We start from the raw sequence: 26,724 nt of genomic DNA on the forward strand, positions 1-26,724 counted from the left end.
CGAGCGTTCGACACACCAGACACAGCAGACAGAGCAACAAGGAGCAACTCATGGCGGGCACATCACACGGACACACCGCGGCCGCCTGGACCGGTGTCATCATCGCCTTCGTCGGTTTCTGCATCTCGGGTGCCTTCATGGTGCTGGCTAACCAGCTCGGCTTCTGGCTCGGTCTCGGTGTCGTCGTGCTCGGTGGTGTCGTCGGCATGGCGATGAAGGCCGCCGGCATGGGTGCGCCGAAGGCCACCTACACGGACCTCGCCGAGGTCATCGCCGCGAACAAGGTCCCCGCCAAGGTCTGAGTGCCCGGCCGAGGCGGATCCGGCGCAGCCGAAAGGCGCGGCCCCGTCGGGCTGCGCCTTTTGTCATGACCGGAGAGAATCAGCGGGTGGACGCCTCCCGCACCCCCGACGCCGCGCCGTCCCCCGGCCCCGCGCCGGCCCCCGGCGTGCCGTCACCGGGCCCGGCGCCGGTCCCGGCCGTGCCGTCGCCCGGCCTGCCGCCGGCCCCCGTTGTGCCCGCGGCCGGCCCCGTACGGAGCCGGGCCCGGCGGCTGGCCGCGCCGGTGCTGGTCCTGGCCGGGGCCGTCGCCGCCTTCGGGTACGTGGGCGCCGTGGACCCGAACGAGCCCGGCCACTACCCGGTCTGCCCGCTGCTGCGGCTGACCGGGATCCTGTGCCCCGGCTGCGGCGGCCTGCGCAGCGCGCACGCGTTCGCCCACGGCGATCTGCTCACCGCTTCCGGGGCAAATGCCCTGGCCGTCGTCGGCTATTTCGTCTTCGCGGGATTCATGGCCCTGTGGCTGTTCCGGGCGGCCCGCGGCGGTCCTGTACCGAGGATCGTCCTGAAGCCGCCGTACTGGTGGGGGATCGGCGCCGCGGCCCTGGTTTTCGCCGTGATCCGAAATCTTTCTTTCGGCTCCGCGCTGGCGCCCTGAGCCCTGTCAGCAGGCCATATGAAGCCCTGATTCCGAATGTCCAGTTACTGGGACGGCGTCAACCGCGTGCGGAGAGCAAGGCCTCCTGCGGATACCATTTGATTGCTGACCTTGCAGTTGTACGTGTCTGCAAGGCGGCCGACCGTCATCGACCCGGAAGGGGGCCGCTCGCGTGAGTGTGCTCGACGAGATCATCGAAGGGGTCCGCGAAGACCTTGCCGAACGGCAGGCCCGCGTGAGCCTCGACGAGCTCAAGGAGCGTGCCGCCAAGGCGCCCCAGGCCAAGGACGGCGTCGCTGCTCTGCGCGGCGACAGCGTCAAGGTGATCTGCGAGGTCAAGCGTTCCAGCCCGTCCAAGGGCGCGCTGGCCGCGATCGCGGATCCGGCCGGGCTCGCCGCTGACTACGAGGCGGGCGGTGCGGCGGTCATCTCCGTCCTCACCGAGCAGCGTCGTTTCGGCGGCTCGCTGGCCGACCTGGAGGCCGTCCGCGCCCGCGTGGACATCCCGATCCTGCGCAAGGACTTCATCGTCACCGCGTACCAGCTGTGGGAGGCCCGTGCCTACGGTGCCGACCTCGCGCTGCTGATCGTCGCGGCCCTGGAGCAGGAAGCCCTCGTCTCCCTCATCGAGCGGGCCGAGTCCATCGGCCTGACCCCGCTCGTCGAGGTCCACGACGAGGAAGAGGTGGAGCGCGCGGTCGCCGCCGGTGCCAAGATCATCGGCGTCAACGCCCGCAACCTCAAGGACCTCAAGGTCGACCGCTCCACCTTCGAGCGCGTCGTCCCGGAGATCCCCGCCCACATCGTCAAGGTCGCCGAGTCCGGCATCCGCGGGCCGCACGACCTGATCGCCTACGCCAACGAAGGCGCCGACGCCGTCCTCGTAGGCGAGTCCCTGGTCACCGGCCGTGACCCGAAGTCGGCCGTGGCCGACCTCGTCGCCGCCGGCGCCCACCCCGCCCTGCGCCACGGGCGGAGCTGACCCGTCCCCATGGCCCACGACCGCTTCTCCGTCCGCACCCGACCGGGCTCCGGCCCGGCCGCCGTGCCGACGGTCCACGCGCCCCTGGCGCGCGGCTGCCGCCCTCGCGGCTGCCGCGCCCCGGCCCGGCGCGTGCACGGGCGGCGGGTCCGGTACGTGATCGGCTCCGAGCCCGGTCAGGTCAACGGCATGCGATGGCGCCGCGGAGACGCGCTGTAACGAGGAACGCCACGCGGCCCCTGCCCGGAAGCAGGGCGGCCGCGGGTGCTCCCGTACGGCCTGTCGCCCCGGGCCGCCGGCTCCGGGCGCGGGCCGCCCCGTACCGTCGCACGCATGCCCCAGCGGGGTGTGCGCGCCGCGGGCGGGCGGCGCAATACGGTGAAAACCCCCGCCGCACCACGCACCGTAGGAGTACTGGGCATGTCCAGTGAGTTCTTCATTCCGGACCCGGAGGGTCACGTCCCGAACGCCGAGGGCTACTTCGGCGAGTTCGGCGGCAAGTTCATCCCGGAGGCGCTCGTCGCCGCCGTGGACGAGGTCGCCGTCGAGTACGAGAAGGCCAAGGTCGATCCGGCCTTCGCGGCCGAGCTGAACGACCTGATGGTCAACTACACGGGCCGGCCCAGCGCCCTCACCGAGGTGCCCCGGTTCGCCGAGCACGCCGGCGGCGCTCGGATCTTCCTCAAGCGCGAGGACCTCAACCACACCGGCTCGCACAAGATCAACAACGTGCTGGGCCAGGCGCTGCTCACCAAGCGCATGGGCAAGACCCGCGTCATCGCCGAGACCGGGGCCGGCCAGCACGGCGTCGCCACCGCCACCGCCTGCGCGCTCTTCGGCCTCGACTGCACCATCTACATGGGCGAGATCGACACCCAGCGCCAGGCCCTGAACGTGGCCCGGATGCGCATGCTGGGCGCCGAGGTCATCGCGGTGAAGTCCGGCTCCCGGACCCTCAAGGACGCCATCAACGAGGCGTTCCGCGACTGGGTCGCCAACGTGGACCAGACCCACTACCTCTTCGGCACGGTCGCCGGTCCGCACCCCTTCCCGGCCATGGTCCGCGACTTCCACCGGGTCATCGGCGTCGAGGCCCGCCGCCAGATCCTGGAGCGCGCCGGCCGGCTGCCCGACGCCGTCGCGGCCTGCGTCGGCGGCGGCTCCAACGCCATCGGCCTCTTCCACGCCTTCATCCCCGACGCCGACGTCCGCCTGGTCGGCTTCGAGCCCGCCGGGCACGGCGTCGAGAGCGGCGAGCACGCGGCCACGCTGACCGCGGGCGAGCCCGGGATCCTGCACGGCTCCCGCTCGTACGTCCTCCAGGACGAGGAGGGCCAGATCACCGAGCCCTACTCGATCTCGGCCGGTCTGGACTACCCGGGCATCGGCCCCGAGCACTCCTACCTCAAGGACTCCGGCCGCGGCGAGTACCGCGCGGTGACCGACGACGCCGCGATGCAGGCCCTGCGCCTGCTCTCCCGTACCGAGGGCATCATTCCGGCCATCGAGTCGGCACACGCCCTCGCGGGCGCCCTCGACCTGGGCAAGGAGCTGGGCAAGGACGGGCTGATCGTGGTCAACCTGTCCGGCCGCGGCGACAAGGACATGGACACGGCGGCCCGCTACTTCGGGCTGTACGACGCCGAAGGGGAGAGCAAGTGAGCACGGGCACCGGCAACATCCAGCTGCTGAGCGACACCCTCGCGAAGGCCAAGTCCGAGAACCGCGCCGCCCTGGTCGCCTACCTCCCGGCCGGCTTCCCGACCGTGGACGGGGCCATCGAGGCCGTCAAGGCCGTCATCGCGGGCGGTGCGGACGTGGTCGAGATCGGCCTCCCGCACAGCGACCCGGTCCTGGACGGCGCGATCATCCAGACCGCCGACGACATCGCCCTGCGCGGCGGAGTCAAGATCGCCGACGTGCTGCGCACCGTGCGCGAGGCCCACGCGGCGACCGGCGCCCCGGTCCTGGTGATGACGTACTGGAACCCCATCGACCGCTACGGCGTGGAGCGGTTCGCCTCCGAGCTGGCCGAGGCGGGCGGCGCCGGCTGCATCCTGCCCGACCTGCCGGTCCAGGAGTCCGCGCTGTGGCGCGAGCACGCGGAGAAGCACGGTCTGGCGACCGTCTTCGTCGTGGCTCCCAGCAGCAAGGACGAGCGTCTGGCCACCATCACGGCGGCCGGTTCCGGCTTCGTCTACGCCGCCTCCCTGATGGGTGTCACCGGCACCCGCGAGTCGGTCGGCAACCAGGCCCAGGACCTGGTGGAGCGCACCCGTGCCACCCCCGGCGCCCGCGGCGGGCTCCCCGTCTGCGTCGGCCTGGGCGTGTCCAACGCCGCACAGGCCAAGGAAGTGGCCGGCTTCGCCGACGGAGTGATCGTCGGCTCGGCCTTCGTGAAGCTGCTGCTGGACGCGCCGGACCTGCCCGCCGGGCTGGCCGCCGTGCGGGACCTGGCGGGCGAGCTTGCGGAAGGCGTACGCAGGAGCTGACGCACAGGGGTTCGCCGGGCGGGTTCTGTAGCCCGATCGGGTGGAACTGGGAGCGGGGAGGCACGAGAGTGCCTCCCCGCTTCGTTTGGCCGAACGTGAGCGAGAAGAACGACGGTGCGAACCGCGATGCGACGAAACGATCGGCCCGGGAGCGACTCCAGCTGGAGCGCGAGCGGCAGAAGACCCGGGACAAGCGCCGGCGGACCCTCGTCGTGTCGGCGGCGGTGGTCGGCGTCCTCGCCCTGGCCGCCGTCGTCGGCCTGATCGCGGCCAACGCCGGCAAGAGCGGGGACTCCGCCAAGGACGGCCCGGTGGTCGCCCCCTCCGGGGCCACCGGCAAGGACGCGCTCGCCATCCAGACGGGCAAGGGCGAGGCCAAGTCCACGCTGACCGTGTGGGAGGACTTCCGCTGCCCGGCCTGCAAGGCCTTCGAGGACAACTACCGGGACACCATCCACGACCTGGAGGCCAAGGGGCTCCTCAAGGTGGACTACCACCTGGTCACGCTCATCGACGGGAACATGGGCGGCAGCGGCTCCCTCAAGAGCGCGAACGCGGCGGCCTGCGCGCAGGACGCGGGCAAGTTCACCCCGTACCACGACGTGCTCTTCCAGAACCAGCCGCAGGAGGTCGACGACGCCTACGGCAAGAACTCCAAGCTGCTGGAGCTGGCCGGCAAGGTGGAGGGGCTGGACACCCCGGCCTTCCGCTCGTGCGTCGAGGACGGCACCCACAACAGCTGGGTGGGCAAATCGCAGGAGGCCTTCCAAGCCGGCAAGTTCCGGGGCACCCCGACCGTGCTCCTGGACGGCAAGGACATCTTCGCCGACCAGGCCAACCCGCTCACCCCGCAGAAGCTGAAGGAACAGGTGGAGGGCGCGGCGAAGGGTTCCGGCGGCGGCAGCGCCAAGGGCGCGGGTGACGGCTCCGAGTCCTCGAAGGGCGGGGCCAAGGCCTCGCCCTCCCCGAGCACGGGCTCCCGCTCCCGCTCCGGAGCCGGGTCCACGGCCGGGTCCACGGCCGGGTCAGGGACGGCGTCCGGGGCGAAGGCCTCGCCCTCGTCCGAGGCCTCGGGCAGCGGGGCGAAGTCGGCCACGAAGGCCGGTTCCGGCGGTTCCCCGGAGAACTGAGCGACACCTGGGCCGTGTGTGGATTTGGTTTCGGCTTGCCGGGCGGGTTGCGGTCAGCACCGCCCGGCAGGGTAGCGTCATGTCTGCCATGGACATTGCTTACATCCCCAGCCCGTCGACCGGCGTGGTCCACCTCGGACCGATCCCGCTGCGCGGCTACGCGTTCTGCATCATTCTCGGCGTCTTCGTCGCCGTCTGGCTCGGCAACAAGCGGTGGATCGCGCGCGGCGGAAAGCCCGGCACCGTCGCGGACATCGCCGTGTGGGCGGTGCCCTTCGGCCTGGTCGGCGGTCGCCTCTACCACGTGATCACCGACTACCAGCTCTACTTCGGCGAGGGCCGCAACTGGGTCGACGCCCTCAAGATCTGGGAGGGCGGCCTCGGCATCTGGGGAGCGATCGCGCTGGGCGCGGTGGGTGCCTGGATCGGCTGCCGGCTGCGCGGCATCCCGCTGCCGGCCTGGGCGGACGCCCTGGCGCCGGGCATCGCCCTGGCCCAGGCCTGCGGCCGCTGGGGCAACTGGTTCAACCAGGAGCTGTACGGCCGCGCGACCGACCTGCCCTGGGCGGTGGAGATCAGCGAGGGCCCGAACCGGCTCGCGGGGACCTACCACCCGACCTTCCTCTACGAGTCGCTGTGGTGCGTCGGCGTCGCCGTACTGGTCATCTGGGCCGACCGCCGCTTCAAGCTCGGCCACGGGCGGGCCTTCGCCCTGTACGTGGCCGCGTACTGCGCCGGCCGCGTCTGGATCGAGTACATGCGGGTCGACGAGGCGCACCTCATCCTGGGCCTGCGGCTGAACGTGTGGACGTCGATCGTGGTCTTCGTGCTGGCCGTGGTCTACCTGGTGGTGTCGGCGAAGCTGCGGCCGGGCCGCGAGGAAGTCGTCGAGCCGGACACCTCCGGCGGTGCGGGCGGGGACGCGGCGGCCTCGGCCGAGGCCGAGGACAAGCCCTCGGACACCGCTGCCCCTGCCGCGGCGGAGGACAAGGTGAAGGCGTCCGTGGCGACGAAGGCCGAACCCGCCAAGGCCGACCTGAGCAAGGCGAAGCCGGCCGAGGGCGAAGCCCCGGAGCCCGACAAGCCCTGACCGCAGACCGGTCCGAAGGGGGGTGCCGCGCACGCGCGGCGCCCCCCTTCGCATGCCGCCTCCCGGCCCACTCCCCCATGCGGCCCCGGCGGACCCGGCTGACATGATCATCTCCGAGGACCGTGACACGAGGGGGAGACCATGACCGACAAGCCGACGACCGCCCGCCGGGCACTGCTGACCGGAGCCGTGGCCGGACTGGCCGGCGCGACCGCGCTGTCCGCCGCCGGGAGCGCCACAGCGGCGCCCACGGCCGGAGCCACACCGGACTGGTTCGACGTCAAGGCCCACGGAGCCGTCGGTGACGGCGCCACCGACGACACCGCCGCCGTCCAGCGGGCGCTCGACGCGGCGGCCGCGGCGGGCGGCGGCACCGCCTACTTCCCCGTCGGCAAGTACCTGGTCAAGCCGGCCGCCGCCCAGCCGGCCCTGGCCCTCAAGGCCGACGGCATCCGGCTCTCCGGCGCCGGTGCCAAGGCCTCCACCCTGATCAAGGGCGGCGACGGCATCCTGCTGCGCATGTCCGGCAGCGGACCGGCGTACTCCACCGGCGCCACCCACCGCCGCTACTGCTCGATCGAGAACCTCGGCTTCAACGGCAACCGCAAGACCGGCCTGCTGCTGGAGCTCTACTACAACAACAACTCGTACTTCCGCGACGTCTTCATGTCCTCCAACAACGACATGTGCGTGGACGCCGTCGAGTTCTGGGACTCCCGCTTCTACAACCTCGTCATCGAGGACTGCACCGGCACCACCGGCAGCACCACCCAGCCCAACGTCTGGCTGCGCAACGCCTCCTCCGCCACCGAGGGCGCCTGGGGCTACAGCAAGGACAACATCAACCAGATCCACTTCACCGGCTGCCGGCTGGAGGCCTTCGGCACCGGCGCGCTGTGGATCGGCCAGGGCGCGGTCACCCTCAACAACCCCAACGGGATCTACCTCACGGACTGCAAGTTCGAGACCTCCCGGATGCAGGGCGGCCCGCACCTGAAGGCCGACGCGGGCTCCAAGCACGTTTACGCGACCAACATCTACTGCTACGCAGGCGACTTCGCGGCGGGCACCCCGGCCACCGCCCGGAACATCATCAGCTGGGCGGCGAGCGCCGGCGCCCTGGAGAACGTGGTCATCGCCAACCGGGACAAGGCGACGGTCAACGCGGGCGTGGCCCTCTACTCGGGCCCCGGGTCCACCGCCGTGCTGCGCAACGTCGTCGGGCTCTACGGGACCGCGCCCACCGGCACCCACATCTACTACGAGCAGTCGTCCACCGGCGACTTCCGGGTGGAGAACAGCTACGGCACCCTTGGGGCGCAGGCGACCGGGACGATCCCGGTCAAGAACGCCCCGAACCCGCCGCTGCGGCTGGTCCCCGGACCGGTCACCGACGCCTCCTTCACCCGCCAGCCGCTCGACGGCACCATGGCCGTGGACTCCGCCAACAAGCGGCTGTACGTACGCGTCGGCGGCCAGTGGCTCTGGTCCGCCCTCAACGCGTAGCTCACGCCGCGGCGCGCCCGGCCGCGGTCAGTACGTGGGAACCCGCGCGGCGAGCGCAAGGGTGCGGTGCGCGGCCGCGACCACGGCCGGGTCCACGAAACGCCCGTCGGGCAGTGCCAGAGCCCCCGGGGTGGCGCGGGCCGCCGCCAGGACCTCATGGGCCGCGGCGACCTCCGCGGGAGCGGGCAGGTAGGCCCGCTCGATCACCGGCAGCTGGCGGGGGTGGATCGCCGCCCGGCCCAGGAAGCCCAGGGAACGCCCCCGGGAGCAGGAGGCGGCCAGTGCCTCCAGGTCCCGGATGTCGGGGAAGACGGACTGGGCCGGCGGTACGAGCCCGGCCGCCCGGGCCGCCACCACCACCCGCGAGCGGCACCAGTCCAGGCCCGTCCCCGCGCTGACGGCCAGATCGGCCCGCAGGTCCGCCTCGCCGAGGGAGAGCCCGCGCAGGGCGGGGTGCGCGCGGGCGATCTCGAACGCGCGCTCCACGCCCAGCGCGGATTCCAGCAGGGCGTACAGGGCGACCCCGCCGGTGCGGTCGGCGACGGCCGCGACCTGCTCCGGAGCGCTGATCTTGGGCAGCCGGAGCCCGGCCAGGCCCCGGCGGCCCGCGAGGGCGGCGAGGTCGACGCCGCCCCAGGGGGAGTCCAGGGCGTTCACCCGGACGTGGACGGGGACCGCGGGGCGCTCGGCGAGCAGCTCGGCGGTCGCGGTGCGGGCGTACTCCTTGCGGGAGGCCGGCACCGCGTCCTCCAGGTCCACGATGACGGCGTCGGCCCCGCAGCCCAGCGCCTTGGCCACCACCGCCGGGCGGTCGCCCGGCGCGTACAGCCAGGTCAGGATCACAGCGCCCCCTCGGTACGGAGCGCGGTGATCTCGTCCGGGCTCAGCCCGAGCTCGGTCAGGACCTCCTCGGTGTCCGCGCCGTGCGGGCGGCCCGCCCAGCGGATCGCGCCGGGGGTCTCGGAGAGCCGGAACAGGACGTTCTGCATCCGCAGCGGGCCGAGCTCCGGGTCCTCCACCTCGGTGACCGTGTCCAGCGCGGCGAACTGCGGATCGGCCATCACGTCCCGGACGTCGTAGACCTGCGCCACGGCCGCCTCGGCCTCCTCGAAGGCCGCCACCACCTCATCCGCCTTGTGCCGGGCGATCCAGCCCCCGACGGCGTCGTCCAGGACGTGCCCGTGCGCGGCCCGCTCCGCGCCCGACGCGAACCACGGCTCGTCGATCAGCTCGGGCCGGCCGACCAGCCGCATGACCCGCTCGGCGATGGACTGCGCGGAGGCCGAGACCGCCAGCCAGCGCCCGTCCGCACTGCGGTAGGTGTTGCGGGGCGCGTTGTTGGCGGAGCGGTTGCCGGTGCGCGGCTGGACGTAGCCGAGCTGGTCGTACCAGAGCGGATGGGGGCCCAGCACGGTCAGGATCGGCTCGATGATGGCCAGGTCCACGACCTGCCCGTGCCCGGTGCGGTCCCGGCCCGCGAGGGCGGTCATCACGGCGTACGCGGTGGTCAGCGCGGCGATGGAGTCCGCGAGCCCGAACGGCGGCAGGGTCGGCGGCCCGTCCGGCTCCCCGGTGATCGCGGCGAAGCCGCTCATCGCCTCGGCGAGGGTGCCGAAGCCGGGGCGGTGCGCGTACGGGCCCTGCTGGCCGAAGGCCGTGACCCGGGCGAGGACCAGCCGCGGGTTGACCGCGGACAGCTCGGGCCAGCCCAGACCCCACTTCTCCAGGGTGCCGGGACGGAAGTTCTCGATGACCACGTCGGCGGTGGCGGCGAGGCGCAGCAGGGTGTCCCGGCCGCCCGGCGTGGACAGGTCGAGGGTCATCGTCCGCTTGTTCCGGCCGAGCAGCTTCCACCACAGGCCGATCCCGTCCTTGGCGGGGCCGTGGCCGCGGGAGGGGTCGGGGCGGCCGGGATGCTCCACCTTGACGACCTCGGCGCCGAAGTCGCCGAGCAGGGTGGCGGCCAGCGGCCCGGCGAAGAGGGTGGCCAGATCGAGGACGCGCAGCCCGCGCAGGGGCCCGGCGGGGGGCTCGGCCATCAGCGGACGTCCTGCCCGGCCGCGAACGCGACGACCTCGGCGCGGGTCGGCATCGAGTCCTGAGCGCCGGGCCGCTGGACGGACAGCGCGGCGGCGCACGAGGCCCAGCCGAGGGCGGAACGCATCGGGCGGCCCTCCCCGAGGGCCACGGCGAGGGCTCCGACGAAGGTGTCCCCGGCCGCGGTGGTGTCCACGGCCCGGACCCGCGGCGCGGGCACGGTCAGCGGCTCCCGCCCCCGGGCCGCGTACAGGGAGCCGGCCGCGCCCAGGGTGATCACCACCTCCGGCACCTGCTCCAGGAGCGCCTCGGCCGCGCGGTGCGGGTCGGTGAGCCCGGTCAGGGCGGCCGCCTCGTGCTCGTTGGGGACCAGGAGGTCGGTGGCGGCCAGCAGTTCCGCGGGCAGCGGCTGGGCGGGGGCGGGGGTGAGGACCGTACGGACGCCCCCGTGTGCGCGGGCCGCCAGGGCGCCCGCGAGTACGGCGTCCAGCGGCAGCTCCAGCTGGAGCAGCAGGCACTCCGCCGCGCCGATCCGGCTGTCGTCACCCGCCTCCAGGCCGGTGACGTGGGCGTTCGCCCCCGGGACGACGATGATGCTGTTGGCGCCCTCGTCGTCCACGGTGATGTGCGCGGTGCCGCTGGCGCCCTCGACGGTGCGCAGCGCCGCCGTGTCGACTCCGGCGGAGGCGAGCGCGGCGCGCAGCCGTACGCCGAAGTCGTCGGCCCCGACCGCCCCGATCATCACCACCTCCCCGCCGCAGCGGGCGGCGGCGACGGCCTGGTTGGCGCCCTTGCCGCCGGGGACCGTGCGGAACGCGCGGCCGGTGACGGTCTCCCCGAGGCGGGGGGCCTTGGGGACGTAGGCGACGAGGTCCATGTTCGTACTGCCGAGCACGGCGATGGCCGTCATGAGCGGGCTGCCTCCTGTGCGGTGAGGTGGGCGAGGGTGTCGAAGCCGATGCCGTCGAAACCGGCGACGGTGGTGGCGAGGCGGTTCTTGAGCGGTGCGGTCCAGCGGTGCGGGAGGTTCCCGGGCGCCCCGGCCAGGATCCCGGCGAGGGCTCCGGCGGTGGCCCCGTTGGAGTCGGTGTCCCAGCCGCCGGACACGGCGCGGCAGATGGAGCGGGTGAACTCGCCGTCGGCGTGGGTGAGGGCGGCGGCGATCAGGGCGGTGTTGGGGACGGCGTGCACCCAGTGGTAGTGGCCGTAGCGGGCGTGCAGGGCGTCGACGACGCGGTCGAAGCGGGCTTCCCCGCGGGCCGTCCGGATCCCGAAGCGGACGGCTTCGGCGAGGCGCGAGCGGGGCGGTACGAAGGCCAGCCCGGCCCGGAGGGCGGTGTGCACGTCGGCCCGGCCGGCGGCGGCCTCGGCGGTGGCGGCGGCGACGAACAGGGCGGCGTACAGGCCGTTGCCGGTGTGGGTCAGGGCGGCGTCCCGGTAGGCCGCCGCCGCGGCGGCGGCCGGGTCGCCGGGGTGGGTCCAGCCGTGGACGTCGGCGCGGATGAGGGCGCCGATCCACTCGCGGAAGGGGTTGTGGTGGGTGGCGGTGAGCGGGGGCTCCAGCCCGTGCAGCAGGTTCCGGTACGCGGCGCGCTCGGCGGTGAAGGTCCGCCCGGCGGGCAGTTCGTCGAGCCAGAGCCGGGCGACGTCGGCGGTGGTGAAGCCCTTGCCGTGCCGCTGGAGCAGGAGCAGGCCGAGGAGGGGGTAGTTGAGGTCGTCGTCCTCGGGCATGCCGTCGATGTTCTCGGCGAGGGAGGTGGGGGCGGAGCGGCGGTTCCAGGGGTGCGCGGCGAGTACCTCCGGTGGGACGCCGCGTTCGGTGAACCAGCCGTCCAGCGGCCAGTTGCCCGCGGCGCGGGCCAGGGCCCGGATCCCGTCGAGCGGCAGCTTCTCGACGGGCTTGCCGAGCAGACACCCGACGGCCCGGCCGAGCCAGGCGGCTTCCAGCCTGGTCCGCAGGCCCCGCGCATCTTCCGGCCCGGGCCCGGCCGCTTCGGCTGCTCCGCCCGGCCCGGGCCAGGTGGCGCGTACGGCTTCCCAGGAGCATGGTTCGGCGGCGGCCAGCGGGGACGGCACGGCGGCGAGCTCGTCCAGCAGGCGGCAGGCCAGGGCTCGCAGCTCCGGGTCCGCCGGGCCGGAGGAGGCCCCGGCCCGCTCGGGCGCCAGGTGCCCGCCCGCGGCGAGCCAGACCCGCAGGAGGGGACCCGGATCACGCCCGTCCTCGGCGGCCTGCCGCAACTCGTGCCCGATCAGGTCCTCGGGCTGCGCCCAGGTCACCCGCAGCAGGTCGGGGGGTGGGCTCATCGGGGGGCCGAGATCGCGGTGAAGGCCGACTCGTGGGCCTCGCGGCGGGCCAGGTCGAGGGTGAAGACCTCCCGGGCCACCGCGGCCAGTGCCGCGGCCGGGGTGTGCAGGTCGAGGCGGCTGGCCTCGGCGACCTGTTTGGCCCAGACGGCCGGGATCACGGACTCGCCGCCGAGCGCTCCGGCGATAGCTCCCGCCATGGTGGCGATGGAGTCGCAGTCCCGGCCGTAGTTGACCGCGCCCAGGACCGAGGTCTCGTACCCGCCGTCCGCCATCAGCAGCATGCCGAGCGCGATCGGGAGTTCCTCGATGGAATGGAGGCGGGAGGGGCGGCGGGCGCCGAGGGAGGGCGAGCGGTAGTCCGGGCCGACCGAGTCGTACGGGGTCACCGCCGCCCGCAGCGGAGCCAGCGCCGACTCGAAGTCCCGGTGCGCCGAGGCCACTTCGGCGACGGCGGCGATGGCCGTCCGGGTGCCGTCCTTGGCCAGGGACAGGGCCGTGTCCACCACCGAGGAGGCCGTCGCCCCCGGCAGGCACGCGGCCGCCACCGCCGCCGCGAACACGCCCGCCGCCTCCCGCCCGTACGAGGACTGGTGCGCGCCGGCCACGTCCAGCGCCTCCGCGTACGCCCCCGCCGGATTGCCCGCGTTGACGAGGCCCACGGGCGCCATGTACATCGCGGCGCCGCAGTTGACGATGTTGCCGCTGCCCGCCTCGCGCGGGTCGGCGTGCGCGTAGTGCAGCCGGGTCACGATCCACTTCTCGGCGAGGAAGATCCGCTGGAGGGGGAGGGCCTCCGCCTCCAGCTCCGGGATCCAGCGCGGGTTGGTCATCAGGTCCGGGACCAGGTGGTCGGCGACCGCGTACGCGTCCAGGTGGTCCCGTACGGTCTCGTAGACCCGTACCAGCGCGTGGGTCATGAGGGTGTCATCGGTGACGTGGCCATCGCCCTTGTGGTACGGGGCGATCGGGCGGGCCGTGCGCCAGTCCTCGTGCCAGGGGCCGACGATGCCGTGGACGCGGCCGCCGTGCCGTTCCACGATCTGGTCCGGGGTCCAGCCCTCCACCGGGCCGCCGAGCGCGTCGCCGACGGCGGCTCCGACGAGGGCGCCTGCTACCCGGTCCTCCAACGTGAGCGTCATCCCAATCTCCTTGTGTGGGAACCTCGGCTTGAGCCGAGGGAGGAAAAGCGTGCGGCTCGGAGGCGCTAGCGGGCCAGTGCCGCCGCGTGATGCTGTGACCTGTGCGTGTGTTCGGATCGTGATCGCCGCTAGCGTCCGGGGCATGGGGGCTACTTCTTCTGTGAAGCGGGCGTTCAGGTATCGCTTCTATCCGACGGATACGCAGGCGGGTGAGCTGTCGCGGACCTTTGGATGTGTACGGAAGGTCTACAACCTTGCCCTGGCAGCCCGTACCGAGGCGTGGTCGACACGTCAGGAGCGGGTGGGCTATGCGCAGACGTCGGCGATGCTCACGGCGTGGAAGAAGACTGAGGAGCTGGCCTACCTCGGCGACGTGTCCTGTGTTCCGTTGCAGCAGACGCTCAGACATTTGCAGGCAGCGTTCGTGGGGTTCTGGGGGAAGCGGGCGAAGTACCCCCGCTTCAAGTCGAAACGGAAGTCCCGCGCGTCGGCCGAGTACACGCGCAGCGCGTTCCGCTACGCGGAAGGCCGACTGGTGCTGGCCAAGATGGCGGAGCCGTTGGACATCGTGTGGTCCCGTTCCCTGCCGACGGGCGTAGAGCCATCCACCGTCACGGTGTCCCGTGATAGTTGCGGCCGCTGGTTCGTGTCCCTGCTGTGCGAGGACTCTCCAGCCCCGATGCCAGCCACCAGCACCTCGGTCGGCATCGACGCCGGGCTGTCGGCACTCGTCACCCTGTCCACCGGGGAGAAGATCGCCAACCCTAAGTGTGAACGCAAGGACCGGGAACGCTTGGCGCGCGCTCAGCGGATGCTGTCGCGGAAGGAGAGGGGCAGCAAGAACCGGGCCAAGGCCCGCACCCGCGTGGCCAGGATCCATGCTCGGATTGCCGACCGCCGGCGGGATCACCTGCACAAGCTGACGACTCGACTCGTGCGCGAAAACCAAACGCTCGTGATCGAGGACCTCGCCGTCCGCAACATGGTCAAGAACCACCGCCTCGCCCGCGCCATCTCGGATGCGGCATGGTGTGAGCTGCGGCAAATGCTGGAGTACAAGGCGGCCTGGTACGGGCGTGAGCTGATCACTGTCGACCGGTGGTTTCCCAGTACGCACCTGTGCTCGGCCTGCGGGGCGCTCGCAGACAAGATGCCCTTGAACGTCCGCGAGTGGACGTGTCAGAACTGCGGGACCGCCCATGACCGGGACGGGAACGCCGCGGTGAATCTTCTGGCCGCCGGGCTGGCGGTTGCTGCCTGTGGAGCGGATGTAAGACCTCAACGGGAGTTCTCCTCTCGGTCGGGGCGGTCCGTGGTGAAGCAGGAAACTCCACCCGAAAGGGTGGAAGTCCCCTCCGGTTAAGGAGTGGAGAAAGTCAACCCTTGGGTGAGGTGAGTTCCGTGCGCGTCAGGAGCGCGGCGAGTTCCACGAGGTCGGTGCCGGCGAGGCGGGGGAGGACGCAGCCGGAGAGGGTGCGGCAGGCCTCGCGCCAGGCGGCGGGGATGGAGTCGCCGCCGCCGAGGGCGCCGGTGAGCGCGCCGGCGAGGGCGGGGGCGGAGTCGGCGACGCGGGACAGGCAGGCCGCGGCCGGGACGGCCTCGGTCACCTTGCCCCGGGCGGCGGTCGCGAGGGCGAGGGCCACGGGGACGGTTTCGGCGGCGGCGATTCCGTAGCTGTACACGTGGTCCACGATCTCGTGCTCGAGGGTGGGCACGATGGCGAACGCCCCGCCTTCTCCACTCGTCCGGGCGAGTTTGACGGCATGGCGGGCGTTGCGGCCGATCTCGGTGGTCTCGGGGAGCTGTTCGAGGGCGGCGTCGACCGCGGCGTCGACGTCCGAGCCGGCCAGTGCGGTCGCGATGGCGGCGGCCATGGCGCGGGCGCCGTGGACTCCGTCGCCGTCCTGGGTGTAGCGGGCGTCGAACTCGGCGAGGTCCGCTGCCGCGCGGGCGTCGCCGGGGTGGACGACGGCGAGGACGCAGGCGCGGATGCAGGCGGCGTCGTCGAAGTAGTGCGGGTTGTCGTGACCGGTGGCGGGCGGGCGCAGGCCGGTGGCGAGATTGCCGAGGCCGGCGCGGACGGAGATCCGGGCGCGGAGGGGGAGCACGGCGGACTCGACCTCGGGCGCGCGTTCCGCCGCGGCGGCGATCTCGGAGGCGAGGGCATTCCAGGCGAGGTCGATGGCGGCCCGCATGCGGCGGGACCGGGACAGGTCGCTGAGCAGTACGCCGGCGGCGGTGAGCACGGACTCGGCGACGAAGGCGGCCCATTCGGCGTCGTCGCTCGGGCCGAGGCGCAGGGGCTCGGGGGGCTGGTTGAGGGCGATGGGGACGGGGAGGGTGGTGGTGGCGTTCTGCTCGGCGAAGGTGTCGAGCTCGCGGGTGAGGCGGCGGGTCCACTCGGGCATCCGGCTGGCCCGGTGCCGGGCGGCGGGCCACCCTGCCGCGTCGCCTGCGGCGAGCCCGAGGAGGAGCCCCTCGATCCTCCGGGCCCCTGCCGCTGCCCCTGCGGGGGGCTCGGCGGGGTGCTGCGCGGCCCGGTCGGCGGCCGCACGGCCCCCGGCCCGGTCGGTGCCGTCCCGGCCGGCCGGGTGTTCCGGGGCTTGGGCCGGGGCTGTACGGGTCCCCGCAGGGGAGGAGTCGGTCAGGCCGGCCGGGGGTTCCGGGGCCTGGGCTGGGGCTGTACGGGTGCCCGTGCGGGCGGTGGCGGTCGTGCCGGCCAGGTGTTCCGGGGCGGGGGCCGGGGCTGTACTGGTCCCCGCAGGGGAGGAGCCGACTGGGCCGGCCGGGTGTTCCGGGGCTTGGGCCGGGGCTGTACGGGTCCCCGTGCGGGCGGTGGCGGTGGGGCGGTCCGTGGCGCGGACCAGGATGCGGGAGCCCGCGCCGGGGGTGGGGGGTGCCAGGGCCACGGCCAGGGCCACTCCTCCGGACGTGGATGCCGTCGGGGCGGGCGGGGGCCCGGACGTCAGCGGGCCCTGCCCGGCGGCGGCCGGAGCCGGGGTTGGCGCCGGGGGAGGGGCTGCCCGGGTCGGGTCCGGCGGGGCCAGGGCCGGGGTCGGAGGCAGGGCCGGGGTCGGGGCCGGGGCCGGGGTCGGGGCCGGGGCCGGGGCCGAGACCGAGACCGGAGCCGAGACCGGAGCCGAGACCGGGGCCGGGGCCGGGGCCGGGGCCGGGGCCGGGGCTGCGCGGGGCGGGTCTGGCGGGGGCGGCTCCGGGGCGGGCGGGGGCTGGGTCATCGGGGGGCCTCGTATTCAGGGGTGAGGAGGTCCGCGATGTCCAGGACGTGGTAGCCCCGCATCGAGGGGAGGCAGCTGCCCCGGACCGGGCCGATGGCCGAGGCCCACGCGCCCGGGATCGCGGCGGCGCCCGACATCGCACCGGCCAGGGCCCCGGCGACGGCCGCGGTGGTGTCCGCGTCCCGGCCCATGTTGACGGCCGTCAGGACCGACCCGGAGAAGTCCCCGCGGCACGCGGCGAAGGCCCCGAACGCCAGGCCCACCGCCTCCGGGGCCAGGTCCGTCCACGGGTAGCCGCCGATGACGACCGCCGAGCGGACGGCCCGTTCGCCGCGCGGGGCGGCGGTGACCGCCCGGCGCAGGGAGCGGGCCGTCCAGGAGTCGGACGGGATGACGGACAGGGCCGCCGAGACGACCGAGGCCGGGGATCCGCCCGCCATCGCCGCGGCGACCCCCGCCGCGACGGCCTGGCCGCCGTAGATGCCCTCCCCGTCGTGGCTGACCGAGCCGTCGATCGCCACCAGCCGGGCCGCCTCCGCCGGACGGCCCGCGGCGAACACCCCGAAGGGCGCCGCCCGCATGGCGAGACCGTCCGACCACGCGTGGCGGTGCTGCGCCGAGATGGGGGCCGCGAGGCCGCGGCGGAGGTTCTCCAGGGTGCCGCGCTCGGAGAACCCGGCCCCCCGGAACGGGCCCTCGTCCAGGTCCGCGATCCAGTGGTGCCACGCCCGCTCCACGTGCGAGACGGTGAGCGCCGAGCCGTGGCGGGCCAGGAGCAGCCCCGAGAAGATCGCGTACTCGGTGTCGTCCGTGCCCGCCGGGTCCTCCGACACGAAGCCTTCGATGCGGCCCCACTTCGCCCGGATCTCCGACGGCTTCATGTTCTCGGCGGGGGCGCCCAGCGCGTCACCCACCGCGAGGCCCAGAAGAGCGCCCCTGGCCCGTTCGAGGAGGACCTGCGGATTGCATGCAATCAGCTCCATGGCGCGCCTCTCCACTTGATGGGACTCATCTTGAGCCCTTGGGGGATTTGTGCCATGGCATGTGGTTTGTCGCTCGTCGCGAAACACCCCGCGTACACCGCCGTCACCCGGTCGCCGACCCGCAAAACCGCAGGTAAGTACGGCCTTCCTTGCTGGCGGGGCCAGAAAATCGTGCGTAGGTTCGAGGTGTTCAGGGGGAGCGGGACGTGTCGCGCCGCCCGTTCGAGCAAAAGGGGAGATTTGCCGCATGTCCATCATTGACGTCCAAGCGCCGCTGCACACCGCGCACCGTGACAACCACACCCACCGCGATGTCAACGGCGGATGGCTGCGCCCGGCGGTCTTCGGCGCCATGGACGGGCTCGTCTCCAACCTGGCCCTGATGACCGGCGTGGCCGGCGGCGCCGTCGCCCCGCACACCGTCGTGATCACCGGGCTGGCGGGCCTCGCGGCCGGCGCCTTCTCGATGGCGGCCGGCGAGTACACCTCCGTCGCCTCCCAGCGCGAACTGGTCCTCGCCGAACTTGACATAGAGCGACAGCAGTTGCGCAAGCACCCCGTCGACGAGATGGAGGAGCTCGCCGAGCTCTACGTCTCGCGCGGCGTCGAGCCCGCGCTGGCCCGCGAGGTCGCCATGCAGCTGTCCCGCGACCCGGAGCAGGCGCTGGAGATCCACGCCCGCGAGGAGCTCGGGATCGACCCCGACGACCTGCCCTCGCCGCTCGTCGCCGCGGTCTCGTCCTTCGGCTCGTTCGCCCTGGGCGCGCTGCTGCCCGTACTGCCGTACCTGCTCGGCGCCACGTCCCTGTGGCCGGCGGTGCTGCTCGCGCTGGCCGGGCTCTTCGGCTGCGGGGCCGTCGTCGCCCGGGTCACCGCACGGTCCTGGTGGTACAGCGGCCTGCGGCAGCTCGCGCTGGGTGGCGCGGCCGCAGGTGTGACGTACATCCTGGGAACCTGGATCGGCGGAGCCATAGGCTGACCGGGCAGGGAATGAGACACTATGCAGTAGGCAACATAAGTAGTTCGTTACTCGGCAGTTTCGATCGGTTTCGATCGTGTGTCCGCCGGGCATCACTCCAAGGCTCCGGGCAACGATGCCCGCCCTGCACCGGGACCCTCGCCCCGTGAGGCATCCGCCGTCTCCACCTGCGGATGTCAGCGAAGGTCCCTTCTTTTCTGCCTCGTGCAGTGTCCGCATGCTGGAATGGCGTATCCGCTTCTCGGGATTGTCGTCATCATGTAATCTGCACGAAATTTCGCAGAGGGCCAACGTCGTCCCTCGGCTATGCACATATGCCACGACGACGACGGGAGAGCCGATGCGTTCCGCATCCACGCACTCCGCGACCGGCCTCAGCACCACCGCCTGGTCGCCCATGGACGGTCGCCCCGCCCAGCAGGGCATGTACGACCCGCGCAACGAGCACGACGCCTGCGGCGTCGGCTTTGTGGCCAACCTCACCGGCGAGGCCAGCCACACGCTGGTCGAGCAGGCGCTGACCGTATTGCGGAACCTCGAGCACCGCGGCGCGACCGGCTCCGAGCCGGACTCGGGCGACGGCGCCGGAATCCTTTCCCAGGTCCCGGACGCGTTCCTGCGCGAGGTGGCCGGTTTCGACCTGCCCCAGGCCGGCGCGTACGCCGTCGGCATCGCCTTCCTCCCCGCCGACGGCACCGCACAGGCCGTCGCCGTGGAGCAGATCGAGGCCATCGCCGCCGAGGAGAACCTCACGGTCCTCGGCTGGCGCGAGGTCCCGGTCACCCCGGACCTCCTCGGCAACGGCGCCCGCGCCACGATGCCCGCCTTCTCGCAGCTCTTCGTGAGCAACGGGAGCACCGGCATCGAGCTGGACCGCAAGGCCTTCGTGCTGCGCAAGCGCGCCGAGCGCGAGGCCGGGGTCTACTTCCCGTCGCTCTCCGCCCGCACCATCGTCTACAAGGGCATGCTGACCACCGGCCAGCTGGAGCCCTTCTTCCCCGACCTCTCCGACCGTCGCTTCGCGTCGACGCTCGCCCTGGTCCACTCGCGGTTCTCGACGAACACCTTCCCGTCCTGGCCGCTCGCCCACCCGTACCGCTTCGTCGCGCACAACGGCGAGATCAACACGGTCAAGGGCAACCGCAACTGGATGAAGGCCCGCGAGTCCCAGCTGGCCTCCGAGGCCTTCGGCGAGGGCGCCCTGGACCGGATCTTCCCGATCTGCACCCCGGACGCCTCCGACTCGGCCTCCTTCGACGAGGTCCTGGAGCTGCTCCACCTCGGCGGCCGCTCGCTCCCGCACAGCGTGCTGATGATGATCCCGGAGGCGTGGGAGAACCACACCTCGATGGACCCGGCCCGCCGCGCGTTCTACAAGTACCACTCCACGCAGATGGAGCCCTGGGACGGCCCGGCCTGCGTCACCTTCACCGACGGCACCCAGGTCGGCGCGGTCCTCGACCGCAACGGTCTGCGCCCCGGCCGCTACTGGGTCACCGACGACGGCCTCGTCGTCCTCGGCTCCGAGGTCGGCGTCCTCGACATCGACCCGGCCAAGGTCGTCCGCAAGGGCCGCCTCCAGCCCGGCAAGATGTTCCTCGTCGACACCGCCCAGAAGCGGATCATCGAGGACGACGAGATCAAGGCCGAGCTGGCCGGCGCCGCCCCGTACGCCGAATGGCTGGAGACCGGCGAGATCGAGCTGACGGACCTGCCCGAGCGTGAGCACATCGTGCACACCCACGCCTCGGTCACCCGCCGCCAGCAGACCTTCGGCTACACCGAGGAAGAGCTGCGCGTCATCCTCGCGCCGATGGCCCGTACCGCCGGCGAGCCGCTCGGCTCCATGGGTACGGACTCCCCGATCGCGGCCCTGTCCGAGCGCCCCCGGCTGCTCTTCGACTACTTCACCCAGCTCTTCGCGCAGGTCACCAACCCGCCGCTGGACGCCATCCGCGAGGAGCTCGTCACCTCGCTGCTGTCCTCGCTGGGCCCCCAGGGCAACCTGCTGGACCCGACCGCCGCGTCCTGCCGCAGCGTCACCCTGCCCTTCCCGGTGATCGACAACGACGAGCTGGCCAAGCTCATCCACGTCAACGCCGACGGCGACATGCCGGGCATGAAGGCAGCCACCCTCTCCGGCCTCTACCGGGTCTCCGGCGGCGGCGAGGCCCTGGCCGCGCGCATCGAGGAGATCCGCGGCGAAGCCGACGCGGCCATCGCCAACGGCGCCCGCCTCATCGTCCTGTCGGACCGCCACTCGGACGCCGAGCACGCGCCGATCCCGTCGCTGCTGCTCACCTCCGCCGTGCACCACCACCTCATCGCCACCAAGCAGCGCACCCAGGTGGGCCTGCTGGTCGAGGCCGGTGACGTCCGCGAGGTCCACCACGTCGCCCTGCTCATCGGCTACGGCGCCGCCGCGGTCAACCCGTACCTCGCCATGGAGTCCGTCGAGGACCTGCTGCGCGCCGGTACCTTCCTGTCCGGCCTGGAGCCGGAGCAGGCCATCAAGAACCTGATCTACGCGCTCGGCAAGGGCGTCCTGAAGGTCATGTCCAAGATGGGCATCTCCACCGTCGCCTCCTACCGCGGTGCCCAGGTCTTCGAGGCCGTCGGCCTGAACGAGGAGTTCGTCGGCGCGTACTTCAACGGCACCGCCACCAAGATCGGCGGCGCCGGCCTGGACGTCATCGCCAAGGAGGTGGCCGCGCGCCACGCCAAGGCGTACCCGGTCTCCGGCATCGCGGCCACGCACCGCGCACTGGAGATCGGCGGCGAGTACCAGTGGCGGCGTGAGGGCGAGCCGCACCTGTTCGACCCGGAGACGGTCTTCCGCCTCCAGCACGCCACCCGCAACCGCCGGTACGACATCTTCAAGCAGTACACGGACCGGGTGAACGAGCAGTCCGAGCGCCTGATGACGCTCCGCGGCCTCTTCGGCTTCAAGAGCGAGGACCGTCCGTCGATCTCCATCGACGAGGTCGAGTCGGTCGCCGACATCGTCAAGCGCTTCTCCACGGGCGCCATGTCGTACGGCTCCATCTCCAAGGAGGCGCACGAGACCCTCGCCATCGCCATGAACCAGCTGGGCGGCAAGTCCAACACCGGTGAGGGCGGCGAGGACCCGGACCGCCTCTACGACCCGGCGCGGCGTTCGTCCATCAAGCAGGTCGCCTCCGGCCGCTTCGGCGTGACCTCCGAGTACCTGGTCAACGCGGACGACATCCAGATCAAGATGGCGCAGGGCGCCAAGCCCGGCGAGGGCGGCCAGCTGCCCGGCCACAAGGTCTACCCGTGGGTCGCCAAGACGCGTCACTCCACCCCCGGCGTCGGCCTGATCTCCCCGCCCCCGCACCACGACATCTACTCCATCGAGGACCTGGCTCAGCTGATCCACGACCTCAAGAACGCCAACCCGGTCGCCCGCATCCACGTGAAGCTGGTCTCCGAGGTCGGCGTGGGCACGGTCGCCGCGGGTGTCTCCAAGGCCCACGCGGACGTCGTCCTCATCTCCGGCCACGACGGCGGAACGGGCGCGTCCCCGCTGACGTCCCTGAAGCACGCGGGCGGCCCCTGGGAGCTCGGCCTCGCCGAGACCCAGCAGACCCTGCTGCTCAACGGGCTGCGCGACCGCATCGTGGTCCAGACCGACGGCCAGCTCAAGACCGGCCGCGACGTGGTCATCGCCGCGCTGCTCGGCGCCGAGGAGTTCGGTTTCGCGACCGCGCCGCTCGTCGTCTCCGGCTGCGTCATGATGCGCGTCTGCCACCTCGACACCTGCCCGGTCGGCATCGCCACCCAGAACCCGGTCCTGCGCGACCGGTTCTCCGGCAAGCCCGAGTTCGTCGTCAACTTCTTCGAGTTCATCGCGGAGGAGGTGCGCGAGCTCCTCGCCGAGCTGGGCTTCCGCTCCATCGAGGAGGCCGTCGGCCACGCCGAGCTCCTCGACACCACCAAGGCCGTCTCGCACTGGAAGGCCCAGGGCCTCGACCTGGAGCCCCTCTTCTACGTGCCCGAGCTGCCCGAGGGCGCGGTCCGCCACGCCCTGATCGAGCAGGACCACGCGCTGGAGAAGGCACTCGACAACGAGCTCATCGAACTCGCGGCGGACGCGCTGAACGCCGAATCCGCCGAGACGGCCCAGCCGGTCCGCGCCCAGGTCGCGATCCGCAACATCAACCGGACCGTCGGCACGATGCTCGGCCACCACGTCACCAAGAACTTCGGCGGCGCGGGCCTGCCCGACAACACCATCGACCTGACCTTCACGGGTTCGGCCGGCCAGTCCTTCGGCGCCTTCGTGCCCAAGGGCGTCACCCTCCGCCTGGAGGGCGACGCCAACGACTACGTCGGCAAGGGCCTCTCGGGCGGCCGGATCGTGGTCCGCCCCGACCGCGGCGCCGACCACCTCGCCGAGTACTCCACGATCGCCGGCAACACCATCGGCTACGGAGCCACCGGCGGCGAGATGTTCCTGCGCGGCCGCACCGGCGAGCGCTTCTGCGTCCGCAACTCCGGCGCCCTGGTCGTCTCGGAGGGCGTGGGCGACCACGGCTGCGAGTACATGACCGGCGGCCAGGCCGTCGTCCTCGGCGAGACGGGCCGCAACTTCGCGGCCGGCATGTCGGGCGGCACCGCCTACGTCATCGACCTCGACCCGAACAACGTCAACGTCGGCAACGTCGGTGCCGTCGAGACCGTGCTGTCCGACACGGACAAGCAGTGGCTGCACGATGTGGTGCGCCGCCACGAGGAGGAGACCGGCTCGACCGTCGCCGCGAAGCTCCTCGCCGACTGGTCCGTCGCGGCGGACCGGTTCAGCAAGATCATCCCGACCACGTACAAGGCAGTGCTCGCCGCCAAGGACGCCGCTGAGCTCGCCGGACTCTCGGAATCCGAGACCACGGAGAAGATGATGGAGGCGGCGACCCATGGCTGACCCGAAGGGCTTCCTCACCACCCCGCGCGAGACCGCCTGCTCCCGTCCTGTGGCTGACCGCCTCAAGGACTGGAACGAGGTCTACGTCCCGGGCTCGCTGCTCCCGATCATCAGCAAGCAGGCCGGCCGCTGCATGGACTGCGGCATCCCGTTCTGCCACAACGGGTGCCCGCTCGGGAACCTGATCCCCGAGTGGAACGACTTCTCGTACCGCGAGGACTGGACGGCGGCCTCCGAGCGCCTGCACGCCACGAACAACTTCCCGGAGTTCACGGGCCGCCTGTGCCCGGCCCCGTGCGAGTCGGCGTGCGTGCTCGGCATCAACCAGCCCGCCGTCACGATCAAGAACGTCGAAGTCTCGATCATCGACAAGGCCTGGGACAACGGCGATGTCACCCCGCAGGCGCCCGAGCGCCTGTCGGGCAAGACCGCCGCCGTCATCGGCTCCGGCCCGGCCGGTCTGGCCGCCGCCCAGCAGCTGACCCGGGCCGGCCACACCGTGGTGGTGTACGAGCGCGCGGACCGCATCGGCGGCCTGCTGCGCTACGGCATCCCCGAGTTCAAGATGGAGAAGGTGCACATCAACCGCCGCATCGAGCAGATGCGCGCGGAGGGCACCAAGTTCCGTACCGGCATCGAGATCGGCCGCGACCTCAGCGCGACCGACCTGCGCAAGCGGTTCGACGCGGTGGTCATCGCGGCGGGCGCGACGGTCTCCCGCGACCTGCCGGTCCCGGGCCGTGAACTCAAGGGCATCCACTTCGCGATGGAGTACCTCCCCCTCGCGAACAAGGTCCAGGAGGGCGACTTCATGGCGCCCCCCATCACGGCCGAGGGCAAGCACGTCGTCGTCATCGGCGGCGGTGACACGGGCGCGGACTGCGTGGGCACCGCCCACCGCCAGGGCGCGGCCTCCGTCACCCAGCTGGAGATCATGCCGAAGCCTTCCGAGGACCGGCCGACCGGCCAGCCGTGGCCGACGTTCCCCATGCTGTACAAGGTCACTTCGGCGCACGAGGAGGGCGGCGAGCGGGTCTACTCCGTCTCCACCACCCACTTCGAGGGCGACGAGGACGGCAACGTCCAGGCCCTGCACCTCGTCGAGGTGGAGTTCGTCGAAGGCAAGCTCGTCCAGAAGCCCGGCACCGAGCGCGTCCTCCCCGCGCAGCTGGTCACCCTGGCGATGGGCTTCACGGGCACGGACCAGGAGAACGGCCTGGTCCAGCAGTTCGGCCTCGCGCTCGACGCGCGCGGCAACATCGAGCGCGACGCCTCCTACGCGACCAACGTCGACGGCGTCTACGTCGCCGGCGACGCGGGCCGCGGCCAGTCGCTCATCGTCTGGGCCATCGCGGAAGGCCGCTCGGCCGCCCGCGGCGTGGACCGCTTCCTGACCGGCAGCAGCACCCTCCCGTACCCGGTCAAGCCGACGGACCGCTCGCTGACGGTGTAAACCCGTCACCCCTCCCTTCGGGGAGACCCCTCATACGGTCCGTACAACGGAGTGCGGAACCCTGACACTGCGCCCGCCATGTCCCCGACCAGGGATGGCGGGCGCTGTGGCGTTCACCGTCAGGCCTCGGGCGTGAGCTCGTACCGGAGCTCGTACAGGTGGCCTGCCTTCACCATGACGGTGGCCTCGACGGGCCGGTCGTCGTCGCCGTACACCGTGCGGAGCGTCCGCAGCACCGGCAAGTCTCCCGGCAGCCGCAGGGCGGTGTACTGCTCCTGCGTCGCGACCCGGGCGGAGACCCGGTCCACGCTGCGGCGCGGTGGGAAACCGAGTTCGGCCAGGAGGGTCGGCATGCCACCCCTGATCCGCCGTTCCTCGGCCAGGGCGGTGCCGTGCGCGATGTCCACGGGGTAGTACGAACTCACCAGCTCCGCAGGCTCGCCGTCGATGCTGATCAGCTGGCGGCGGCACACCGCCGATCCGCCTACCGGCAGACCGAGGGCGGCGGCGACATCGCCGGTGACGTGCACCTCCTCGACCGACAGCAGCGAGCTGCGCGCGGCAGACCGTCCTTCCGCCACCTCGGCGAGCCAGGGGTACGGGGCCCCGATCGCCGCCGGGGTGAGTGATCCCGCCGGGCGTACGGTCCGCTGCCGGGTCTCCCGTACGGTCACCGCCGCGCCCGCGCGCCCGACGGCCAGCCCCTCGTCCTTCAGGAGCTGAACGGACTTCTGGATCGTGGCGTTGGAGGCGTCGAAGCGGTCCTTCAACCGGGCGGTCGAGGGCAGTTTGGTGCCCGCCGCGAGGTCGCCGCTCATGATCTCGTCGCGGAGATCGGCGGCGATGCGGGCGTGGAGCGGCCGCGGGTCGACTGCCTCGGCTTCGTGGCTGGGCAAGGTCATCCGATCCTGATCTCGTACCGCAACTGTTGGCGGCCGACGGGCATGACCATCACGTCCGCCTGGATGGGGCGGTCCGCCGCGTCATATGTGGTGCGGGCGAGTTGAAGTACCGGTTCGCCCGCCGCGAGGTGGAGCTGTTCGCTCTCTTCGGCGTCGGGCATCCTCGCTGTCACGCTCTCGACGACCCGCACGCCGACGTGTCCGAGGGCGGCCAGCAGGGTCACGGCGCCACCGCGGATCTTCCCGGTGCCGGCCAGCGGAGTGCCTGCCGCAATGGCCGCAGGGTAGTAGGTGTCCGTCAACTCGGTTGGCTCGCCGTCGAGTTCGATGATCCTTCGGCGGACCACAACCGCAGCTCCAGCCATCAGGCCGAGGGTCAGGGCGACGTCGGCGGGGGCCTCGTCCTCCCCGGAGTGGACGATGCGCTGACTTCCGCGTCGGCCTGCTTCCTTGGCCTCTTCACTCCACGCGTCCGTGTCCCCGGCGGCCCGTGGAGTCAGGTACGGCATCGACGTACTGGTCCAGCCGCTACTGCTCACGGTGCCTCCTGCGCGTCCGCTTCCCTCTGCCGTGCTCCACGTTAAGCGACGGCGCTACTCGAACCCACCC

21 protein-coding genes and 1 pseudogene are annotated in these 26,724 nt (G+C 72.4%); 13 read left to right on the forward strand and 9 right to left on the reverse strand.

Annotated elements, in window-relative coordinates; all coding sequences use genetic code 11:
• Positions 1-50 precede the first annotated feature (50 nt).
• The 9 genes and pseudogenes from OG447_RS15760 to OG447_RS15800 all read left to right on the forward strand — a co-directional run bounded on the left by OG447_RS15760 (position 51) and on the right by OG447_RS15800 (position 8,137).
• Positions 51-302, forward strand: a complete 252-nt coding sequence (locus tag OG447_RS15760; protein WP_266937144.1) for an HGxxPAAW family protein — start codon at positions 51-53, stop codon at positions 300-302.
• 65 nt (positions 303-367) lie between these two features.
• Complete coding sequence (locus tag OG447_RS15765) at positions 368-937, forward strand: DUF2752 domain-containing protein (protein ID WP_266937145.1); 570 nt, start codon at positions 368-370, stop codon at positions 935-937.
• A 172-nt stretch (positions 938-1,109) separates the two neighbouring features.
• Positions 1,110-1,919 (forward strand): indole-3-glycerol phosphate synthase TrpC, encoded by an 810-nt coding sequence (trpC, locus tag OG447_RS15770; RefSeq protein WP_031148320.1) that lies wholly within the window; start codon positions 1,110-1,112, stop codon positions 1,917-1,919.
• 9 nt (positions 1,920-1,928) lie between these two features.
• The gene (gene trpM, locus OG447_RS15775) at positions 1,929-2,138 is read left to right on the forward strand and encodes a tryptophan biosynthesis modulator TrpM (RefSeq protein ID WP_266937146.1); all 210 of its coding nucleotides are present in this window, start codon (positions 1,929-1,931) and stop codon (positions 2,136-2,138) included.
• Between the two features lie 201 nt (positions 2,139-2,339).
• On the forward strand, positions 2,340-3,581 hold the full coding sequence (gene trpB, locus OG447_RS15780; protein ID WP_266937147.1) for a tryptophan synthase subunit beta: 1,242 nt from the start codon (positions 2,340-2,342) through the stop codon (positions 3,579-3,581).
• Positions 3,578-4,411, forward strand: coding sequence for a tryptophan synthase subunit alpha (trpA, locus tag OG447_RS15785; protein WP_266937148.1), 834 nt, complete (start codon positions 3,578-3,580; stop codon positions 4,409-4,411). The genes trpB and trpA overlap by 4 nt, the downstream gene beginning before the upstream one ends.
• A 95-nt stretch (positions 4,412-4,506) precedes the next feature.
• Positions 4,507-5,301: pseudogene (locus OG447_RS15790) on the forward strand (thioredoxin domain-containing protein); the annotation flags it as partial.
• A 328-nt stretch (positions 5,302-5,629) separates the two neighbouring features.
• Complete coding sequence (lgt, locus tag OG447_RS15795; protein ID WP_266937149.1) at positions 5,630-6,631, forward strand: prolipoprotein diacylglyceryl transferase; 1,002 nt, start codon at positions 5,630-5,632, stop codon at positions 6,629-6,631.
• 141 nt (positions 6,632-6,772) lie between these two features.
• Positions 6,773-8,137 carry a glycosyl hydrolase family 28-related protein gene (locus OG447_RS15800; RefSeq protein ID WP_266937150.1) on the forward strand — a complete coding sequence of 455 codons (1,365 nt, stop codon included), beginning with the start codon at positions 6,773-6,775 and terminating at the stop codon, positions 8,135-8,137.
• Positions 8,138-8,164: 27 nt separating this feature from the next.
• On the opposite strand, the gene OG447_RS15805 is transcribed toward OG447_RS15800, so the two are convergent.
• From OG447_RS15805 to OG447_RS15825, 5 genes are read right to left on the reverse strand one after another with little or no spacing between them, the layout of a single operon-like run.
• Positions 8,165-8,980: a CoA ester lyase gene (locus OG447_RS15805; protein ID WP_266937151.1), complete on the reverse strand. Its 816-nt coding sequence runs from the start codon at positions 8,978-8,980 to the stop codon at positions 8,165-8,167.
• Positions 8,977-10,176, reverse strand: a complete 1,200-nt coding sequence (locus OG447_RS15810) for a CaiB/BaiF CoA-transferase family protein (protein ID WP_266937152.1) — start codon at positions 10,174-10,176, stop codon at positions 8,977-8,979. The genes OG447_RS15805 and OG447_RS15810 overlap by 4 nt, the downstream gene beginning before the upstream one ends.
• Complete coding sequence (gene rbsK / locus OG447_RS15815) at positions 10,176-11,084, reverse strand: ribokinase (protein WP_266937153.1); 909 nt, start codon at positions 11,082-11,084, stop codon at positions 10,176-10,178. Before rbsK ends, OG447_RS15810 begins: the two co-directional genes overlap by 1 nt.
• Positions 11,081-12,478: an ADP-ribosylglycohydrolase family protein gene (locus OG447_RS15820; RefSeq protein ID WP_266937154.1), complete on the reverse strand. Its 1,398-nt coding sequence runs from the start codon at positions 12,476-12,478 to the stop codon at positions 11,081-11,083. The genes rbsK and OG447_RS15820 overlap by 4 nt, the downstream gene beginning before the upstream one ends.
• Positions 12,475-13,620 (reverse strand): ADP-ribosylglycohydrolase family protein, encoded by a 1,146-nt coding sequence (locus tag OG447_RS15825; protein WP_266937155.1) that lies wholly within the window; start codon positions 13,618-13,620, stop codon positions 12,475-12,477. Before OG447_RS15825 ends, OG447_RS15820 begins: the two co-directional genes overlap by 4 nt.
• Positions 13,621-13,762: 142 nt before the next feature.
• On the opposite strand from OG447_RS15825, the gene OG447_RS15830 reads away from it, so the two are divergent.
• A complete protein-coding gene (locus tag OG447_RS15830) occupies positions 13,763-14,983 on the forward strand; it encodes an RNA-guided endonuclease TnpB family protein (RefSeq protein WP_266937156.1) in 1,221 nt (406 codons plus the stop codon).
• Between the two features lie 13 nt (positions 14,984-14,996).
• On the opposite strand, the gene OG447_RS15835 is transcribed toward OG447_RS15830, so the two are convergent.
• Together OG447_RS15835 and OG447_RS15840 are read right to left on the reverse strand one after the other, a co-directional pair.
• The gene (locus OG447_RS15835) at positions 14,997-16,529 is read right to left on the reverse strand and encodes an ADP-ribosylglycohydrolase family protein (protein WP_266937157.1); all 1,533 of its coding nucleotides are present in this window, start codon (positions 16,527-16,529) and stop codon (positions 14,997-14,999) included.
• 323 nt (positions 16,530-16,852) lie between these two features.
• Positions 16,853-17,839: an ADP-ribosylglycohydrolase family protein gene (locus OG447_RS15840; protein ID WP_266937158.1), complete on the reverse strand. Its 987-nt coding sequence runs from the start codon at positions 17,837-17,839 to the stop codon at positions 16,853-16,855.
• Positions 17,840-18,086: 247 nt separating this feature from the next.
• On the opposite strand from OG447_RS15840, the gene OG447_RS15845 reads away from it, so the two are divergent.
• The 3 genes from OG447_RS15845 (at position 18,087) to OG447_RS15855 (ending at position 25,213) form a co-directional block, all read left to right on the forward strand.
• Positions 18,087-18,818, forward strand: a complete 732-nt coding sequence (locus OG447_RS15845; protein WP_266937159.1) for a VIT1/CCC1 transporter family protein — start codon at positions 18,087-18,089, stop codon at positions 18,816-18,818.
• A gap of 397 nt (positions 18,819-19,215) precedes the next feature.
• A complete protein-coding gene (gltB, locus tag OG447_RS15850; protein WP_266938898.1) occupies positions 19,216-23,760 on the forward strand; it encodes a glutamate synthase large subunit in 4,545 nt (1,514 codons plus the stop codon).
• Positions 23,753-25,213: a glutamate synthase subunit beta gene (locus tag OG447_RS15855; protein WP_266937160.1), complete on the forward strand. Its 1,461-nt coding sequence runs from the start codon at positions 23,753-23,755 to the stop codon at positions 25,211-25,213. The genes gltB and OG447_RS15855 overlap by 8 nt, the downstream gene beginning before the upstream one ends.
• Positions 25,214-25,332: 119 nt before the next feature.
• On the opposite strand, the gene OG447_RS15860 is transcribed toward OG447_RS15855, so the two are convergent.
• Positions 25,333-26,115, reverse strand: a complete 783-nt coding sequence (locus OG447_RS15860; protein ID WP_266937161.1) for a GntR family transcriptional regulator — start codon at positions 26,113-26,115, stop codon at positions 25,333-25,335.
• Positions 26,112-26,654, reverse strand: coding sequence for a GntR family transcriptional regulator (locus tag OG447_RS15865; protein ID WP_266937162.1), 543 nt, complete (start codon positions 26,652-26,654; stop codon positions 26,112-26,114). The genes OG447_RS15860 and OG447_RS15865 overlap by 4 nt, the downstream gene beginning before the upstream one ends.
• Positions 26,655-26,724 lie beyond the last annotated feature (70 nt).

It is taken from the genome of Streptomyces sp. NBC_01408 (assembly GCF_026340255.1).
Classification (GTDB): domain Bacteria; phylum Actinomycetota; class Actinomycetes; order Streptomycetales; family Streptomycetaceae; genus Streptomyces.